Origin of the sequence: Massilia oculi (assembly GCF_017582745.1) — a bacterium.
In the GTDB taxonomy this organism is placed as follows: domain Bacteria; phylum Pseudomonadota; class Gammaproteobacteria; order Burkholderiales; family Burkholderiaceae_D; genus Telluria; species Telluria oculi_A.
In genome coordinates this window covers 1-17,344 of record NZ_JAFVIM010000032.1, presented here as the reverse complement: position 1 = coordinate 17,344, position 17,344 = coordinate 1, and the positions used below count along the sequence as shown (strand labels likewise).

The following is a 17,344-nucleotide window of genomic DNA, read 5'->3' as shown; positions in this document are numbered from 1 at the left end:
AAAAATTAAGTCATGCGCTAGATCAAACCCGCACGATTGGCGTGTTGTTTTTGATGAATAAACTGCTAAGATTGCTGATGCTTTAACAGCAGCATGGGCTCCTCATTCCGTAACTTGAGGTTTTTATCGATCCCATGCACAAAGCCCGCCATCGCAGAATGGCGCGCCGAGTCCGAGGGAATTCTGTATGTTGCCGGCCGCGGCCGGCTGAACGGAGATTGAACATGGAAGACGTAGTCATCGTCGCCGCCGGTCGTACGGCCGTCGGCAAATTCGGCGGTACCCTCGCCAAGATTCCGGCCGCCGAGCTCGGCGCGCAAGTGATCAAGCACCTGCTGGCCAAGACCGGCATCGCCCCCGAAACCGTCAGCGAAGTCATCATGGGCCAGGTGCTCACCGCCGGCGTGGGCCAGAACCCGGCGCGCCAGGCCGTCATCAAGGCCGGTCTGCCCGACATGGTGCCCGGCTACACCATCAACAAGGTCTGCGGCAGCGGCCTCAAGGCCACCCACCTGGCGACCCAGGCGATCCGCTGCGGCGACGCCCAGATCGTCATCGCCGGCGGGCAAGAGAACATGAGTGCCTCGCCGCACGTGCTGGCCGGCTCGCGCGACGGCTTCCGCATGGGCGACGCCAAGCTCACCGACACCATGATCGTCGACGGCCTGTGGGATGTCTACAACCAGTACCACATGGGCGTCACCGCCGAGAACGTCGCCAAGAAATACGAGATTTCGCGCGCCGAGCAGGACGAATTCGCGCTGCAATCGCAGCTGAAGGCCGAAACTGCTCAAAAAGAAGGCAAGTTCAAGGACGAGATCATCCCGGTCGAGATCGTGACCAAGAAGGGCACGACCGTCTTCGACACCGATGAATATCCAAAACACGGCAGCACCCTCGAGGCGCTGGCCAGCCTGCGTCCGGCGTTCAATAAAGAAGGTTCGGTCACCGCCGGCAATGCGTCGGGCATCAACGACGGCGCCGCCGCCGTGATCATGATGAGCGCCTCGAAAGCGAAAGAACTGGGCCTGACCCCGCTGGCGCGCATCAAGGCTTATTCGTCGTCTGGCCTCGACCCGTCGATCATGGGCATGGGCCCGGTGTCGGCCTCGCAGCTGTGCCTCAAGAAGGCCGGCTGGACCCACGAAGACGTCGACCTGATGGAAATCAACGAAGCCTTCGCCGCCCAGGCCATCGCCGTCAACAAGCAGATGGGTTGGGACACGTCCAAGATCAACGTCAACGGCGGCGCAATTGCCTTGGGCCACCCGATCGGCGCTTCCGGCGCCCGCGTGCTGGTCACCCTGCTGCACGAAATGATCCGCCGCGACGCCAAGCGCGGCCTGGCGAGCCTGTGCATCGGCGGCGGCATGGGTGTGGCGCTGGCGGTCGAGCGCGACTGACGACAGCCTGATGACGGTAGCGACGGCCCGCCTGGCGGCGCCGTCGGTTTCAAGCGAAGTGAAGTGACACAATAAAACTGGAGAAGACAATGGCTCGAGTAGCATTAGTAACCGGCGGCATGGGCGGCCTGGGCGAAGCGGTGTGCATCAAACTGGCTGCATTGGGATATCAGGTCGTCACCACTTTTTCGCCGGGCAATACCAAGGTCGACTCCTGGCTCGGCGCCATGAAAGAGCAGGGCTATGACTTCAAGGCCTATGCCTGCGACGTGGCCGATTACGACGCCGCCCAGGAATGCGTGCGCCAGGTGATCGCCGACGTCGGCCCGATCGACGTGCTGGTCAATAACGCCGGCATCACCCGCGACATGACCTTCAAAAAGATGGACAAGGTCAACTGGGACGCCGTGATCAAGACCAATCTCGATTCCGTGTTCAATATGACCAAGCCGGTCTGCGACGGCATGGTCGAACGCGGCTGGGGCCGCATCATCAATATCTCGTCGGTGAACGGCCAGAAGGGCGCCTTCGGCCAGACCAATTACTCGGCGGCCAAGGCCGGCATGCACGGCTTCACCAAGGCGCTGGCGCTGGAAGTGGCGCGCAAGGGCGTGACCGTCAACACCATCTCGCCGGGCTATATCGGCACCAAGATGGTGATGGACATCCCGAGCGAAGTGCTGGAAACCAAGATCATCCCGCAGATCCCGATGGGCCGCCTGGGCAAGCCGGAAGAAGTCGCGGGCCTGGTGGCGTATCTGTCGTCGGACGAAGCCGCATTCGTCACCGGCGCCAATATCGCCATCAATGGTGGGCAACACATGTCCTGATCCTTCAGGACGACACACGAAGCACCGCTGAGGCGGTGCTTTTTTTACGCCGATTACAATAGACGACCATCTTGCTATCGGAGCCGATCATGCACACCTTGCCCCACGGCGGCCTCGCCCTGTCCAGCCTCGACGAACAGTTGCTGCTCCCCGGCACCAAGGGCTTGCCGCTGCGCGAACCGCTGCGCCAGGGCGCGATCGGCGTGCAGGGGTGGAATGTGTTGCGAGGCGATACCAGCTACCCGGTTGCCGTGCTCAGGGAATCGAGCCTGCGCCACAACCTGGCCTGGATGCGCGCCTTTTGCGAGCGCCACGGCATCACCCTGGCGCCGCACGGCAAGACCACGATGAGCCCGCAGCTGTTCGGCGCGCAACTGGCCAATGGCGCCTGGGGCATCACGCTGGCCACCGCGATCCAGGTCCAGGTGGCGCACCGCTTCGGCGTGCGCCGCGTGCTGCTGGCCAACCAGTTGGTGGCGCGCAGCGACATCGAGGCCGTGCTGGCCCTGCTGCATGGCGATCCGGATTTCACGTGCATCGTGCTGGCCGATTCGCACGCCGGCGTGGCGCGCCTGGCGCAGGCGGCCGCCGCGCACAGGCTGGCGCGTCCTTTGCCGGTGCTGGTCGAGCTGGGCCTGGCCGGCAAGCGCGCCGGTTGCCGCACGCCGCAGGAAGCGATCGAAGTGGCGCGCGCCATCGCGGCGGCCGATGGCCTGGCGCTGGCCGGCTTCGAGGGTTACGAAGGCCTGCTCGTCAGCGACGACCGCGCCGCCGACTTGCGCCAGGTCGACGATTTCCTGTCCACGTTGGTCGCTCTGGTGCGCGGCGCCGATGGCGAAGGCCTGTTCGCCGCGCCCGAGATCCTGGTCTCGGCCGGCGGCTCGTCCTATTTCGACCTGGTGGCGCGCGGTTTCCGGGACGTGGCCGGCCTGTCGCGTCCAGTACGCGCCATCCTGCGCAGCGGCTGCTACCTGACGAGCGACCACGGCATGTACCGGCGCCACATCGAGGAGCTGAACGCACGCGAAGGCGGCCAGCAGGAAGGCTTGCGGCCCGCGCTCGAAGTCTGGAGCACCGTCCAGTCGCGCCCCGAGCCGACCCTGGCCATCCTCACCATGGGCAAGCGCGACGCTTCCTACGACGCCGACCTGCCGATCCCGCTCTACGCGGCGCGGCCCGACGGCGATGCGGCGCCGTCCGCGCTGCCGCCCGGCTGCACGATCTTCAAGATGAACGACCAGCACGCCTACCTGAGGTTGCCGGAAGGCGACCCCTTGTGCGACAGCCTCGCGGTCGGCGACCTGGTCGGCTGCGGCATTTCCCACCCCTGCACCACCTTCGACAAGTGGCCGCTGCTGCTGGCCGTGGACGACGCCTACACGGTGCGCTACGCGCTCAATACCTTCTTCTAAAAGCGGCTGTCGGTACGCTACAATCGGCTTCTTGAATCACTGCCAACAAGAGCCGCCATGCCCGTCACGCTGCCGTCGCTGTTCCCGCCGATCCAGCCCATCCGCCACGGCATGCTGGCGGTCGACGAGATGCACACGATCTACTGGGAAGAAGTCGGCAATCCGGACGGCATCCCGGTGCTGTTCCTGCACGGCGGTCCCGGCGCCGGCCTGTCGCCCCAGCACCGCCGCTTCTTCGATCCGCGCGCCTACCGCGTGATCCTGTTCGACCAGCGCGGCGCCGGCAAGTCGACGCCGCTGGGCGAGTGGCGCAACAACACGACCCAGCTCCTGATCGAGGACATCGAGCGCCTGCGCGCGCTGTTCGGCATCCAGCAGTGGCTGGTGTTCGGCGGATCCTGGGGCTCGACCCTGGCGCTGGCCTATGGCCAGGCCCATCCCGAACGCTGCCTGGGCTTCGTGCTGCGCGGGATCTTCCTGTGCACCCGCGCCGAGGTGGACTGGTTCATCAACGAGGTGCGCTGGTTCTATCCCGAGCTGTACGAGGAATTCGTCGCCCCGATTCCGCAGGATGAGCGGCACGACCTGCTCGGGGCCTATGCGCGCCGCCTGCTGTGCCACGATCCGGACGTCTACTGGCCGGCCGCGCGCGCCTGGAGCCGCTTCGAGGGCCGGCGCGTCTTTTTGCTGCCGCAGCCCGAGGAAGTGGCGAACGATACGCTCGACCTGGGCGTGGGCCGGCTCGAATCGCATTACATGCTCAACGGCGCCTTCCTGGAAGAAGACCAGCTGCTGCGCGACCTGGCGCGCATCGCCCACCTGCCGGCGGTGATCGTGCAGGGCCGCTACGACGTGATCTGCCCGCCGCTGTCGGCCTGGCGCCTGCATACGGCGTGGCCGGGATCGAAGCTGGAGATGATCGCCGATGCCGGCCATGGCGCGCTGGAGGTGGGGATCGCGCGCGCGCTGGTGGCGGCGACCGAGCAGTTCAAGCGGCTGCGCCGGTTTGAATGAGGCTGCTTCGCGATGCTGGTGGCTGTTACACTATGCGGGCGGGGCTGAACGCGTGGACGGGGGATCCGTCCACCCCACGCTTCAGAGGTACCAGGCACATCACAACAATTCGAAACGTGTTCTTATGAATATCCAGATCAGCGACATCGGCCACGTCATCCAGCTGGCGATCGCGCCGGTTTTCCTGCTCACCGGCGTCGCCACCAAGCTGACCGTGCTGACCAACCGGCTGGCGCGCATCATCGACCGCACGCGCGTGCTCGAGGATCGGCTCAAGGTCAGCCCCAATGCCGAGTTTTCCAGCGAACTCGAACTGCTCTACCAGCGCTCGCACCTGATCAACTTCGCGATCGCCTCCAGCACCGCCTGCGGCCTGCTGGTGTGCGTGGTCATCGCGATGCTGTTCGCGGGCGATACCACCGGCATTCCGCTCGACCAGTACATCGCCGCCTGCTTCGTGTTCGCGATGATCGCCCTGATCAGCAGCTTCGTCTATTTTTTGCGCGAGATCTTCATCGCATCGAAGTTCATGCGCATGCAGCACCAGGCCATCATGATGCTGCAATCGCCGCCGCCACCTCCTTCACAGCCTTGATGCGGCAAGAAAGAATCCCATGCACGACTACCAACGCCCTCCGACCCTGCACCGCTACGCCCTGCGCACCGAACTCGAAAACGCGCTCAAGACCGGCCAGTTCCGCCTCGAGCCCAATGGCGGCTTCCTGCACGTGTCGTTTTCCACCGTCTGGGACAAGCGCCTGTTCGACATCATCACGCCGAGCGACGCCTGCCTGGTGATCCACAATACCGAGGAATTCGGCGAGCGCCTGCACCGCGCCGTGCAGCGCCTGCTGCCCAACTGGGCCGGCATCGACGGCGCCATCGAGTACGGCAACCGTTCGCCGCTGGGCGCGGCCTTCACCAAGAGCCTGGGCCAGGCGCGCGAAAAGGAATGGCAGTTCGCCTGGCGCCCGATGTCGCCCGGCGCCAGCCTGAATCCGGTGGTGGTCAGCATCGGCAGCATCGAAAGCTTCGCCGAACTGCGCGACCGCGAAAGCCACCTGGCGTGACGCGCCATCGGGTCGTTTAGACGCACGACTCCAGAAAATCGCGGTGTAATGCCGCGATGACTACCTTTCCTAATCTGCTGGCGCCGCTCGACCTGGGTTTCACCACCCTGAAGAACCGCGTGATCATGGGCTCGATGCACACCGGGCTCGAAGACCGCTTCTACAACTACGGCAAGCTGGCCGCCTTCTACCGCGAACGCGCGCGCGGCGGCGTGGGCCTGATCGTCACCGGCGGCATCTCGCCCAATCGCCAGGGCTGGCTGCTGCCCTTCGGCGGGACCCTGAACTCCCTCTTCGACGTGCCCAACCACCGGCGCGTCACGCGCGCGGTGCACGAGGAGGGCGGCAAGATCCTGATGCAGATCCTGCACGCCGGCCGCTACGGCTACCAGCCCTTCGTGGTGTCGGCCTCGAGCGTGAAGTCGCCGATCTCGCGCTTCAAGCCGAAGGCCCTGACCGAGGCCGGCATCGAATCGACCATCCGCGCCTACGTGCGCTGCGCAACGCTGGCGCGCACGGCCGGCTACGACGGCGTCGAGATCATGGGCAGCGAGGGTTATTTGCTGAACCAGTTCCTGTGTGCGCGCGCCAACCGCCGCACCGACCGTTGGGGCGGGCCGATCGAGAACCGCATGGGCCTCGCCGTGGAGGTGGTGCGCCGCATCCGCGCCGCGGTCGGGCCGGATTTCATCCTGATGTACCGCCATTCGGTGCTCGACCTGGTCGAAGGCGGCAATACCTGGGACGAGATCGTGCTGTCCGCCAAGGCGCTGGAAAGTGCCGGCGCGACGATCCTGAACACCGGCTATGGCTGGCACGAGGCGCGCATCCCGACCATCGTCACCTCGGTGCCGCGCGCCGCCTTCGCCGAGGTCGCGGGACGGCTGCGCAAGGAAGTCGGCATTCCCGTCGTGGCCTCGAACCGCATCAATATGCCGGGTGAGGCAGAAAACATCCTGGCGCGCGGCGACGCCGACCTGGTATCGATGGCGCGGCCCTTCCTGGCCGACGCCGATTTCGTCACCAAGGCCGCCGCCGGCCGCAGCGACGAGATCAATACCTGCATCGCCTGCAACCAGGCTTGCCTGGACCATACTTTCTCCAACCGGCGTGCGACCTGCCTGGTCAATCCGCGCGCCTGCTACGAGACCGAACTGGTGTTCCGCAAGACCGTCACGGCGCGCCGCATCGCCGTGGTCGGCGCCGGGCCGGCCGGCCTGTCGGCGGCGACCGTGGCGGCCGAGCGCGGGCACCAGGTGACCCTGTTCGACGCCCAGGACCGCATCGGCGGCCAGTTCAATATCGCGATGCGCATTCCGGGAAAGGAGGAATTCGCGGAGACGATCCGTTATTTCGGCCGCCGCCTCGAATTGCTGGGCGTCGACCTGCGCCTGGATTGTCGGGTGAAGCGCGAGGAATTGCTGGCGCAGGGTTTCGACGACGTGATCGTGGCGACCGGCATCCGCATGCGCACGCCGGCGATTCCCGGCATCGACCATCCGATGGTCGCGAGCTATATCGACGTGCTGCGCGATGGCCGCCCGATCGGTGCGCGGGTGGCGATCATCGGCGCCGGCGGCATCGGTTTCGATACCGGCGAATTCCTGGTGCACGATCCGCAAGTTCCGTTGCCGGTGCCGGCCGCGCACTGGATGAAGGAGTGGGGTGTCGACCCATTGGTGTCGACGCCCGGCGGACTGGCGCCGCCCGTGCCGCCGCATCCGCCGCGCCAGGTCTGGCTCCTGCAGCGCAAGACCACGCGGCCCGGTGCCGGCCTGGGCAAAACCTCGGGCTGGGTGCACCGCGCCACGCTCGGGCGCAATGGCGTGACCATGCTGGCCGGCGTGCAGTATGACCGCATCGACGACGCCGGCCTGCACATCACCGTCGGGGGCGAGGCGCGCCTGCTCGAGGTGGACAATGTGGTGATCTGCGCCGGGCAGGAAAGCCTGGCCGAACTGATGCCGGCCGAAGGCGCCACGGGGGGACCACGCTTCCACAAGATCGGCGGCGCGGCGCTGGCGGCGGAGCTCGATGCCAAGCGCGCGATCCGCGAGGGAGCGGAGCTGGCGGCGCGGCTGTGAGCCGCGCCGATGTGGATTCGAGGTGGATTACTTCTTGCGCACCACCACGCAACCGATCGAATAGCCCGCGCCGAACGAGCAGATGACGCCATTGGCGCCCGCCGGCAGGTCGTCCTGGTAGCGGTGGAAGGCGATGATCGAGCCTGCCGACGAGGTGTTGGCATAGCTGTCCAGGATCACCGGCGCTTCGCCCGGTTCGGCGTCGCGGCCCAGCAGGGTGCGCACGATCAGCAGGTTCATGTTCAGGTTGGCCTGGTGCAGCCAGTAGCGCGCGACGTCCTTGGTTTCCAGGCCGGCCGCCGCGAGCGTGTCGGCGATGGTTGCCGCCGCCATCGGGCAGACTTCCTTGAACACCTTGCGGCCCTGCTGGCGGAACAGCTTGTCCGGCTGGCCGATGCCCGCTTCGTCGAAGCGGTTCATGAAGCCGAAGTTGTTGCGGATATTATTCGAGAAGCTGGTCTTGAGGCGGCTATCGAGGATTTCCCACTGGTGCGCGCCGGTTGCCGTTTCCGCGGCCTCGATCACGATCGCGGTGCAGGCGTCGCCGAAGATGAAGTGGCTGTCGCGGTCGCGGAAGTTCAGGTGGCCGCTGGTGATTTCAGGGTTCAGCACCAGCACCGCGCGTGCGCGGCCGTTGCGCACCGCGTCGACTGCGGTGGCGATGCCGAAGGTGGCCGAGGAGCAGGCCACGTTCATGTCGAAGCCGAAGCCGTCGATGCCCAGCGCCTCTTGTACCTCGACCGCCATCGCCGGATAGGCGCGCTGCATATTGCTGCAGGCGACCAGCACCATGTCGATGTCCTGCGGCTGCTTGCCGGCGCGCGTCAACGCTTCGCGCGCGGCGGCCACGCACATCTCGGCCTGCACCGAGATCTCGTCGTCGGCCCGTTCCGGGATGCGCGCCGTCATGTGGCTCGGGTCCAGGATGCCGCTCTTTTCCATCACGTAGCGCGACTTGATGCCCGACGCTTTTTCGATGAAGGCGCTGCTCGACGGTTCCAGCGCCGTCACTTCGCCCGCCGCGATTTGCGCGGCATGTTCCTGGTTGTGCAGTTCGACATAGGCGTTGAAGGCTGCCACCAGCTCGTCGTTCGAGATGGAGTGCGGCGGGGTAAACAGGCCGGTGCCGCTGATGACGACAGGTTTCATATTCAGCAAACTTTCAGGGGAAATAAGCACGGTTGTGCGCAAGATGCGCCGATTCTACACGCTTGGCGCATACCTGGGAATCGGCTGCCGCAGGGACTGTTCAGTCGCCCTTGTGCCCGTGCTGGGCCAGCGTGGTGGAGGGTTCGGCGCGCCTGGACAGCACCACTTCCTGGCCCTTGAGATGGCGCAGGGCCTGGGCCAGCTGGAAGTCGTCCGCGCTGCCGTAGTCGAGCGGCTTGCGGGTGCGCGCCTCGGCGAGCAGGCGCATCTGTTCCTCGATGTCGTCCTCGCGCGTGGCCACTTCTGGCCCCGCGCCGTTCGACAGGTGGTGCTGCAGGTCGGCTTCGCGCATGCGCAGGGCGTTCAGGCCGTCGCCTTCCAGGGTTTCGTCTACGGGTAAGTCCGGGACGATCCCGCGCGCCTGGATCGAGCGCCCGGCCGGGGTGTAGTAGCGCGCCGTGGTCAGCTTGACCGCGGCGTCGCGTCCGATCGGGCGGATGGTCTGCACCGAGCCCTTGCCGAAGGTCTGGCTGCCCAGGATGGCGGCGCGCTTGTAGTCCTGCAGGGCGCCGGCCACGATCTCGGAGGCCGAGGCCGAGCCGGTATTGACCAGCACTACCATCGGCAAGTCCTTGAAGCTTGGGGGCAGGGTGGCCAGCGGATCGGCGCCGCTGCGCAGCATGTAGAACTCGGGCCGCGCATAGAAGCGCTGGCGCGAATCGGCCAGTTGGCCGTTGGTCGACACGATCTCGGCGTTCTTCGGCAGGAAGGCGGCGGCGACGCCGATCGCGCCCTGCAGCAGGCCGCCCGGATCGTTGCGCAGGTCGAGCACCAGCCCTTTCAGGTCCGGGTCTTCGCGGTACAGCGCCTGCAGCCTGGCGGCCATGTCGTCCACGGTCGGTTCCTGGAATTGCGCGATGCGCAGCCAGGCGTAGCCCGGCTCCACCATCTTCGCCTTGACGCTTTTCTGCACGATCTCGCGCCGCTCGATGGTGAAGTTCAGTGGCTCGGGCGCGTCCTTGCGCGCGACCGTGAGCGTGACGCGCGTGCCCGGCTCGCCGCGCATGCGCTTGATGGCGTCGTCGATCGGCGTGCCTTGCACCGGGTGGCCGTCGATGCGGGTGATCAGGTCGCCCTCCTTGATGCCGGCGTGGTAGGCCGGCGAATCTTCCATCGGGGAGACGATCTCGATATAGCCGTCCTCGCTCACGGCGATCTCGATGCCGACGCCGACGAAACGGCCCTCTGTGCCCTCGCGCAGCTCGCGGTAGGCGCGCGGATCGAGGTAGGCCGAGTGCGGGTCGAGCGAGGCGACCATGCCGGCGATCGCCTCGGACAGCAGGGCTTTATCTTCGACCGGCTCGACATAGGTGGACTTGATGACGCCGTAGACGTCGGCCAGCTGGCGCAGCTCGGCGATCGGCATGCTGGCGTCGACCGGCGGCTTGAAGGCGAGGGCGGAGAATTGCATGGTCAGGCCGACCCCGGCGATCACGCCCAGGCCGACGAGGCAGGAATTCTTGAAGGTGGAACCCATGGTGTTGATCCGTTGAGGCACGCGTTGCGCACGGAACCGGCAGGCGCGAGCTTATACCTGAGGTAGCGCAAGGCCAGTATAAACCGGTTCGTGCGCGGCTGCGGGCGGCGGCGCAAAAGCTATTAACTTGGAAATACGACAGGGGAGCCGGGCAGGGAAGTTGTTGCACCCGGTCTTACGATGGTAAGCAATTGTAAGAGTAGAAGAGCGTGCGGATGAGGCAGCCTATAGTTGGAACCAGTTTTTCTCTCTCTCCACTCTTGAAGTGGTCTTTGCCCGCGGCCTCCACCGCGGGCTTTTTTCTTTCCGGTCCGTTTTCGCACATGGTGCGATCTAGTCGGCTGCCTCCGCGTAGATTGTACATTCCCCCTCACCGGACACGGGATGCACTTGTCATCCTGTTGTCATCTCCCAACACATACATACGCGAAAACACATGTGTGCCGTGTATCGAAAAGTAAAAATCCGTGCTTCGCCAGCGAGGTTTATTGCCTAACCGCTAGAATGATTTTTTGCCGACCATCCGGCCGGAACCGATTCACCCCTGCAATCGCACTGCAAGTAAGGATTTATCCCGTGAAGCGACACCTCCTGAGCACCCTGACCCTGTCCCTGATGACTGCTTTCGCCGCGCCGGCCATGGCTGCCGATGCCGCCCCGGCGACCGCCGCCACCGCTGCCGCGCCAGCCGGCGTCATCTCGGGCATCGACACCCAATACATCGATACCAGCGTGCGTCCGCAGGACGACTTCTTCACCCACCTGAACGGCAAGTGGCTCAAGGAGACCGAGATCCCGAGCGACCGTTCGAGCTGGGGCACCTTCATGAAGCTGCGCGAAGACACCACGCCGCAGCTGCTGGCGATCATCGAGGCCGCCCAGAAGGACACCAATGCCAAGGCCGGTAGCGAAACCAAAAAAATCGGCGACCTGTACGCCAGCTTCATGGACGCCGAGCGTCGTGAAACCCTGGGCTACAAGCCGCTGACCGGCGAGCTGTCGCGCATTCGCGCGCTGAAGGACAAGAAGGGCATCCCGGCCCTGGCCGCCCACCTGGCCAAGATCGGCGTCTCGAGCCCCTACGGCATCTACGTCGGCCAGGACATGCGCGAGTCGACCAAGTACGCCACCTACATCAGCCAGAGCGGCCTGGGCATGCCCGACCGCGACTACTACCTGAAGCTTGACGACGCCAAGCTGGCGGAGATCCGCGCCAAGTACCAGCAGCACGTCGAGAAGACGTTGGCGCTTGCCGGCGAGAAGAACGCGGCGGCCCAGGCCAAGGCCATCGTCGACTTCGAGACCGAGCTGGCCAAGGTGCAGTGGACCAAGGTCGAGAACCGCGACCCGGTCAAGCGCTACAACAAGATGAGCGTGGCCGAACTGACCAAGCTGGCGCCAGGCTACGACTGGAAGGCGGCCCTGGGCGCCGCCGGCGTGGGCAACAAGCTGGATTACATCATCGTCAACCAGCCGAGCTACTTCACCGGCTTCAATGAACTGCTGGCGAAGACCGACCTGGCGACCGTCAAGTCCTACTTCGAATGGCAGCTGCTGCGCGAATACGCGCCCTACCTGTCGAAGGACTTCGTGGACGCGGACTTCGCCTTCTACGGCACCGCGCTGACCGGCGTGACCGAGCAGCGTCCGGAGTGGAAGAAGGGTGTGGCCACCGTCGAAGGCGCGCTGGGCGAGGCGCTCGGCAAGCTGTACGTGAAAGAGCACTTCCCGGCCGAACGCAAGGCGCGCATGGAAGAGCTGGTGAAGAACCTGATCATCGCCTACGGCCAGTCGATCGACAACCTGGAGTGGATGAGCCCCGCGACCAAGAAGGAAGCGCGCGCCAAGCTGGCCAAGTTCACGCCGAAGATCGGCTATCCGGACAAGTGGCGCGATTACTCGCGCCTGAACATCAAGCGCGACGACCTGGTCGGCAACGCGATGCGCGCCTCGACCTTCGAGTACGAGCGCAATATCGGCAAGCTGGGCAAACCGATCGACCACACCGAATGGGGCATGACGCCGCAGACCGTGAACGCGTACTACCGCAGCACGATGAACGAGATCGTGTTCCCGGCCGCGATCCTGCAGCCGCCGTTCTTCGACATGCGCGCCGACGACGCCGTCAACTACGGCGCGATCGGCGCCGTGATCGGCCACGAGATCGGCCATGGCTTCGACGACAAGGGCAGCCAGTCGGACGGCGACGGCAACCTGCGCAACTGGTGGACCGCCGAGGACAAGGCCGCGTTCAAGGCCCGCACCGACAAGCTGGTCAACCAGTTCAACGGCTACAGCCCGCTGCCGGGCTATAACGTCAACGGCGAGCTGACCCTGGGCGAGAACATCGGCGACAACGCCGGCCTGGCGATCGGCTACAAGGCCTACCAGATCTCGCTGCACGGCAAGCCGGCGCCGGTGATCGACGGCCTCACGGGCGACCAGCGCTTCTTCATGGGCTGGGGCCAGGTGTGGCGCTCGAAGATGCGCGAAGCGCAGCAGATCAACCAGGTCAAGACCGATCCGCACTCGCCGGGCCAGTTCCGCGCCAACGGCACCGTGCAAAATATGGCCGAATTCTACAAGGCCTTCGACGTGAAGCCGGGCGACAAGATGTACCTGCCGCCTGAAGAACGCGTCATCATCTGGTAATCTGGTCCACATGACGGGCCGGCGTCACGAGCGCCGGCCCGTTTTGCATTGCACTCACAACAAAAGAGAGAGAGAACATGAAACGACATCTGTTCAGCGCTGCCGCACTCGTGCTGGTAGCTTCGTTCGCGCACGCCGAATCCGGCGCCGCCGCCCCTGCCACCGCCGCCAAGGCCAGCGCAGCTTCGTCCGGCATCGCCACCCAGTACATCGATGCCGCCGTACGCCCGCAGGACGATTTCTTCGAACACCTGAACGGCAAGTGGCTCAAGAGCGTCGAGATCCCGGCCGACAAGTCGACCTGGGGCGCCTTCCACCAGCTGCGCGACGATACCCTGCCGCAGCTGCGCGCGGTCATCGAAAAAGCCGCGATGGAACGCAGCGCGGCCAACGGCACCGAGGCGCGCAAGATCGGCGACTTCTACGCCAGCTACATGGACGAGGCGCGCCTGGAACAGCTGGGCGCCAAGCCGCTGGCCGGTGAACTGGGCAAGATCGCCGCGATCAAGGCCAAGGGCGAACTGCCGGCCATGTTCGCCCACCTGGGCCGCATCGGCGTCAACGTGCCCTTCGTGTTCTTCATCCACCAGGATGCCAAGGACTCCACCAAATACGTGGCCGACCTGTACCAGGCCGGCCTGGGCATGCCCGACCGCGACTACTACCTGAAGCTGGACGACGCCAAGCTGGCCGACACCCGCGCCAAGTACCAGCAGCACGTCGAGAAGATGCTGGCGCTGGCCGGCGGCAAGAACGCGAAGGCCGATGCGAAAGCCATCGTCGAGCTGGAAACCGAGCTGGCCAAGGTGCAGTGGACCAAGGTCGAGAACCGCGACCCGATCAAGACCTACAACAAGGTTGAACTGGACAAGCTGGCCACGCTGGCGCCGGGCTACGACTGGCAGCAGTGGCTAAAGGCGTCTGGCCTGCAGGGCAAGGCCGACTACCTGATCGTCAGCCAGCCGACCTACCTGAAGGGCTTCGCCGAGGTGCTGAACCGCGTGCCGCTGGAGACCTGGAAAGCCTATCTGCAGTTCCAGACCGTGAACGGCTACGCCAATTACCTCTCGAAAGCCTTCGTCGACCAGCGCTTCGCCTTCCACGGCACCACCCTGGCCGGCATTCCGCAACTGGAACCACGCTGGAAGCGCGGCGTCTCGACCCTGGAGTCGAGCCTGGGCGACGCGGTCGGCAAGCTGTACGTGGCGAAGCACTTCCCGGCCGAGCGCAAGGCGCATATGGAAGTCCTGGTCAACAACCTGCTGGCCGCCTACAAGGAGTCGATCGACACCCTGGACTGGATGAGCCCGGCGACCAAGAAGGAAGCGCAGGCCAAGCTGGCCAAGTTCACGCCGAAGATCGGTTATCCGAACAAGTGGAAGGAATACACCGCGCTCACCGTCAAGCGCGATGACCTGGTCGGCAACGTGATGCGTTCGCGCGAAGTGGAGTACAACCGCGAGCTGAACAAACTCGGCAAGCCGATCGACCGCGACGAGTGGGGCATGACGCCGCAGACCGTCAACGCCTACTACAACCCGGAACTGAACGAGATCGTGTTCCCGGCCGCGATCCTGCAGCCGCCGTTCTTCGACGCCAATGCCGACGACGCGGTCAACTACGGCGGCATCGGCGCCGTGATCGGCCACGAGATCAGCCACGGCTTCGACGACCAGGGTTCGCAGTACGACGGCGACGGCAATATGCGCAACTGGTGGACCGAGGAAGACGGCAAGCGTTTCGGCGAGAAGACCAAGGCGCTGATCGCGCAATACGCCGCCTTCAGCCCGCTGGAGGGTTACCATGTCAACGGCGAACTGACCCTGGGCGAGAACATCGGCGACAACTCGGGCCTGGCGATCGCCTATAAAGCCTACAAGATCTCGCTGAAGGGCAAACCGGCGCCCGTCATCGACGGCCTCACCGGCGACCAGCGCTTCTACATGGGCTGGGGCCAGGTGTGGCGCACCAAGATGCGCGAGCCGGCGCAGATCGCCCAGATCAAGACCGACCCGCACTCGCCGGCGCAGTACCGCGCCAACGGCACCCTGAAGAACCAGCCGGGCTTCTACGAGGCGTTCGGGGTCAAGGCGGGCGACAAGATGTACCTGGCGCCGAAGGATCGCGTGATCATCTGGTAAGCATTTCGCTGGATGCATAAAAAAATGGGCCGCTTGCGCGGCCCATTTTCATGCGGCGGTCGATTCCGGTCTTACTTGGCCAGGCTCGAGTAGCTGCAGAACTTGGCGGTGCTCTTCTTCGGATCGCCGAACACCGCGTTGGTGCAGGCGGTCTTGGCGGTCACGGTCTTGGTGTTGTAGTAGCCGGGCACGCCATAGCGCACTTCACGGGTACCGGTGAACGAGCAGGTGCCGCCTTCGGCCGCGCACTGGGTCCAGGTGACGGTCGGGGTCGGGGCCGGAACCGACGGCGCCGGGGCTGGCGTGCTCGGCGCAGGCGTGGTCGGGGTCGCGGTGCCGGATTCGTAGGCGCCGATGTCCAGCGCGCCGCTGGCCGGACGGGTCTCGCTCGTTGCCGTGTGCTTGTACTGGGCGGTCGGGGTCAGGTCGAAGCCGCTCTTCGACTTGCCCGGCGCGGCGCCGGCATTGATCACCAGGGCGTTGGCGGTCGGGTGCAGGTCATAGGCCGCACGGTTGACGAAGCCCGGAGCGACCGAACGGAAGTTGTTCTTGTCGATGGCGGCCGTGTTGTTGGTCACGGTGCCGGTGCCGCCGAAGATATTGTTCTGCAGCAGAGCCGGAGTGGTCACCTTGCTGGCGATCTGCACGAAGGTGCCGCGCGAGCTGTCGTCGTTCAGGAAGGTATTGTTGACCACGTACAGGTCCTGGCCCGGGTTGGTCGCGCCTTCCATCGCATAGGACAGCATGCCAGGGTTGTTGTGGCTGGCCGGCTGGTGGATCACGTTGCCGATGACGTAGCTGGTGCCGCCGTTCGGCAGGTCGATCTCGTAGCTCGGCTTGCCGCTCTTGGTCGAACCGGTCTGGCCGGCTGGCGTGCTCGAGAAGCGGTTGTAGGTGATCGTGTTGAGCTTGGCGCGCGACTTCAGGTTGTGGCCGACGTTGGCGTCGTGCGAGTAATTGAAGCGGAACACCAGGCTGGCGACGTTGCCGATGTACAGATTGTGCGAATAACCGTCGCCGGCGCCGTTGTAGCCGAATTCGCTGTACTCGACCACGACATTGCTGTTGGCGTTGGCGCCGGACAGGATGCCGTTCTCGTTATCGTGCAGGAAGGACGAGCGCAGGGTGAAGTTGGTGCCTTCCAGGCGCAGTGCGGCGCCGTTCTTGTCCGGCACCTTGGCGCCGTACATCTCGACGTTCTCGATCTTGATGTTGTTGCCCTTGACGACCCAGATTGCCTTGCCCTGGGCATTCTTGCCGGCAGCATCGATCTTTGGACGGCCGTTGACGCCGCGGATGGTCAGGTCGCTGGCGGTGATGGCGCACACGTCGCCGCTATAGGTCTTGCTGCCGTCGATTTCAACGATATCGCCGGCCTTGGCCTTGGCGAAGGCAGCGCAGGGCGCCGCGTAGGTCTTGCCCGGACCCACCGACAGGGTGGCGGCCGAGGCGCCGCCGATGGCTGCCAGCGACATCAGCAGCGCGGCGTTCAGGCGGAAGACAGTGTGTTTGGTGGACGCAGTGTTGCAGAATTGCATGGTATTTATCCTGTAAAAAATTCCTAATGGAATTTATTCCGGTTGGAAAGTTTTGAAGGATACGATGTTTACGCAAATCTACTTGTAACGAATTGTGACAGTGCAATATGGAAATATTTAACAATTGCTAATCACTGAGTATAGGTGGCAACTATTTCTTACAAGGATTTTTGCCTCAGTGACGCGGTATATTGCTGAGCAATTTAAAGTTTCTTTTGAGTGAAACCGAATGCGATCTGCAATTTAGATACTCAATAAAATTTAATGACAGAAATAATTTTTCACCTGCCGTTGGAATGCGGAATGGAAATATCACGGCGTATGCGAGCATGCCGCGAAATGTGCACGAGCAAGGAGGGCGGAAGGGATAGAGCGCAGGAGACTGCCAGTGCAGGATGGCTTTGTTGCATAAATCAATTGAGCGCGTAGTACCCCAAACCCCAGACGGATTTACGGCATGGTCACCGCTACGGTCGTGGGCGTGCCCAAGCGCGTGAAGCGATTGAGGATGGCG

General features: G+C 64.4%; 13 protein-coding genes. 9 read left to right on the top strand and 4 right to left on the bottom strand.

The genetic code is table 11. The features are described 5' to 3' along the window. Nucleotides 1-224 precede the first annotated feature (224 nt). The 7 genes from J3U95_RS25370 to J3U95_RS25340 all read left to right on the top strand — a co-directional run bounded on the left by J3U95_RS25370 (nt 225) and on the right by J3U95_RS25340 (nt 7,813). Entirely contained in the window at nt 225-1,403 is a 1,179-nt protein-coding gene (locus J3U95_RS25370) for an acetyl-CoA C-acetyltransferase (RefSeq protein ID WP_109345641.1), read from the top strand. A gap of 89 nt (nt 1,404-1,492) precedes the next feature. Continuing rightward, nucleotides 1,493-2,233 (top strand): acetoacetyl-CoA reductase, encoded by a 741-nt coding sequence (phbB, locus tag J3U95_RS25365; protein ID WP_123070082.1) that lies wholly within the window; start codon nt 1,493-1,495, stop codon nt 2,231-2,233. Nucleotides 2,234-2,322: 89 nt separating this feature from the next. Next, nucleotides 2,323-3,645: an alanine racemase gene (locus J3U95_RS25360; RefSeq protein ID WP_208281353.1), complete on the top strand. Its 1,323-nt coding sequence runs from the start codon at nt 2,323-2,325 to the stop codon at nt 3,643-3,645. A gap of 57 nt (nt 3,646-3,702) precedes the next feature. Further along, nucleotides 3,703-4,659 carry a prolyl aminopeptidase gene (gene pip / locus J3U95_RS25355; protein WP_208281352.1) on the top strand — a complete coding sequence of 319 codons (957 nt, stop codon included), beginning with the start codon at nt 3,703-3,705 and terminating at the stop codon, nt 4,657-4,659. A 124-nt stretch (nt 4,660-4,783) separates the two neighbouring features. Then, nucleotides 4,784-5,254, top strand: a complete 471-nt coding sequence (locus tag J3U95_RS25350; protein WP_208281351.1) for a DUF2721 domain-containing protein — start codon at nt 4,784-4,786, stop codon at nt 5,252-5,254. 19 nt (nt 5,255-5,273) lie between these two features. Beyond that, nucleotides 5,274-5,729, top strand: coding sequence for a hypothetical protein (locus J3U95_RS25345; RefSeq protein ID WP_109345636.1), 456 nt, complete (start codon nt 5,274-5,276; stop codon nt 5,727-5,729). 56 nt (nt 5,730-5,785) lie between these two features. Continuing rightward, on the top strand, nt 5,786-7,813 hold the full coding sequence (locus J3U95_RS25340; RefSeq protein WP_208281350.1) for an NADPH-dependent 2,4-dienoyl-CoA reductase: 2,028 nt from the start codon (nt 5,786-5,788) through the stop codon (nt 7,811-7,813). A gap of 27 nt (nt 7,814-7,840) precedes the next feature. Here the strand turns inward: J3U95_RS25340 and J3U95_RS25335 are convergent, their stop codons facing one another. Next, nucleotides 7,841-8,962, bottom strand: a complete 1,122-nt coding sequence (locus J3U95_RS25335; RefSeq protein ID WP_208281349.1) for a beta-ketoacyl-ACP synthase III — start codon at nt 8,960-8,962, stop codon at nt 7,841-7,843. 100 nt (nt 8,963-9,062) lie between these two features. After that, nucleotides 9,063-10,499, bottom strand: coding sequence for a S41 family peptidase (locus tag J3U95_RS25330; RefSeq protein ID WP_208281348.1), 1,437 nt, complete (start codon nt 10,497-10,499; stop codon nt 9,063-9,065). Between the two features lie 576 nt (nt 10,500-11,075). On the opposite strand from J3U95_RS25330, the gene J3U95_RS25325 reads away from it, so the two are divergent. Together J3U95_RS25325 and J3U95_RS25320 are read left to right on the top strand one after the other, a co-directional pair. Further along, entirely contained in the window at nt 11,076-13,151 is a 2,076-nt protein-coding gene (locus J3U95_RS25325; protein ID WP_208281347.1) for a M13 family metallopeptidase, read from the top strand. Nucleotides 13,152-13,228: 77 nt separating this feature from the next. After that, entirely contained in the window at nt 13,229-15,292 is a 2,064-nt protein-coding gene (locus J3U95_RS25320) for a M13 family metallopeptidase (protein ID WP_229520093.1), read from the top strand. Nucleotides 15,293-15,363: 71 nt separating this feature from the next. Here the strand turns inward: J3U95_RS25320 and J3U95_RS25315 are convergent, their stop codons facing one another. Beyond that, a complete protein-coding gene (locus J3U95_RS25315; RefSeq protein WP_208281346.1) occupies nt 15,364-16,830 on the bottom strand; it encodes a right-handed parallel beta-helix repeat-containing protein in 1,467 nt (488 codons plus the stop codon). A 175-nt stretch (nt 16,831-17,005) separates the two neighbouring features. Continuing rightward, a partial coding sequence (locus J3U95_RS25310) for a hypothetical protein (protein ID WP_208281345.1) occupies nt 17,006-17,344 on the bottom strand: 339 nt, incomplete at its 5' end.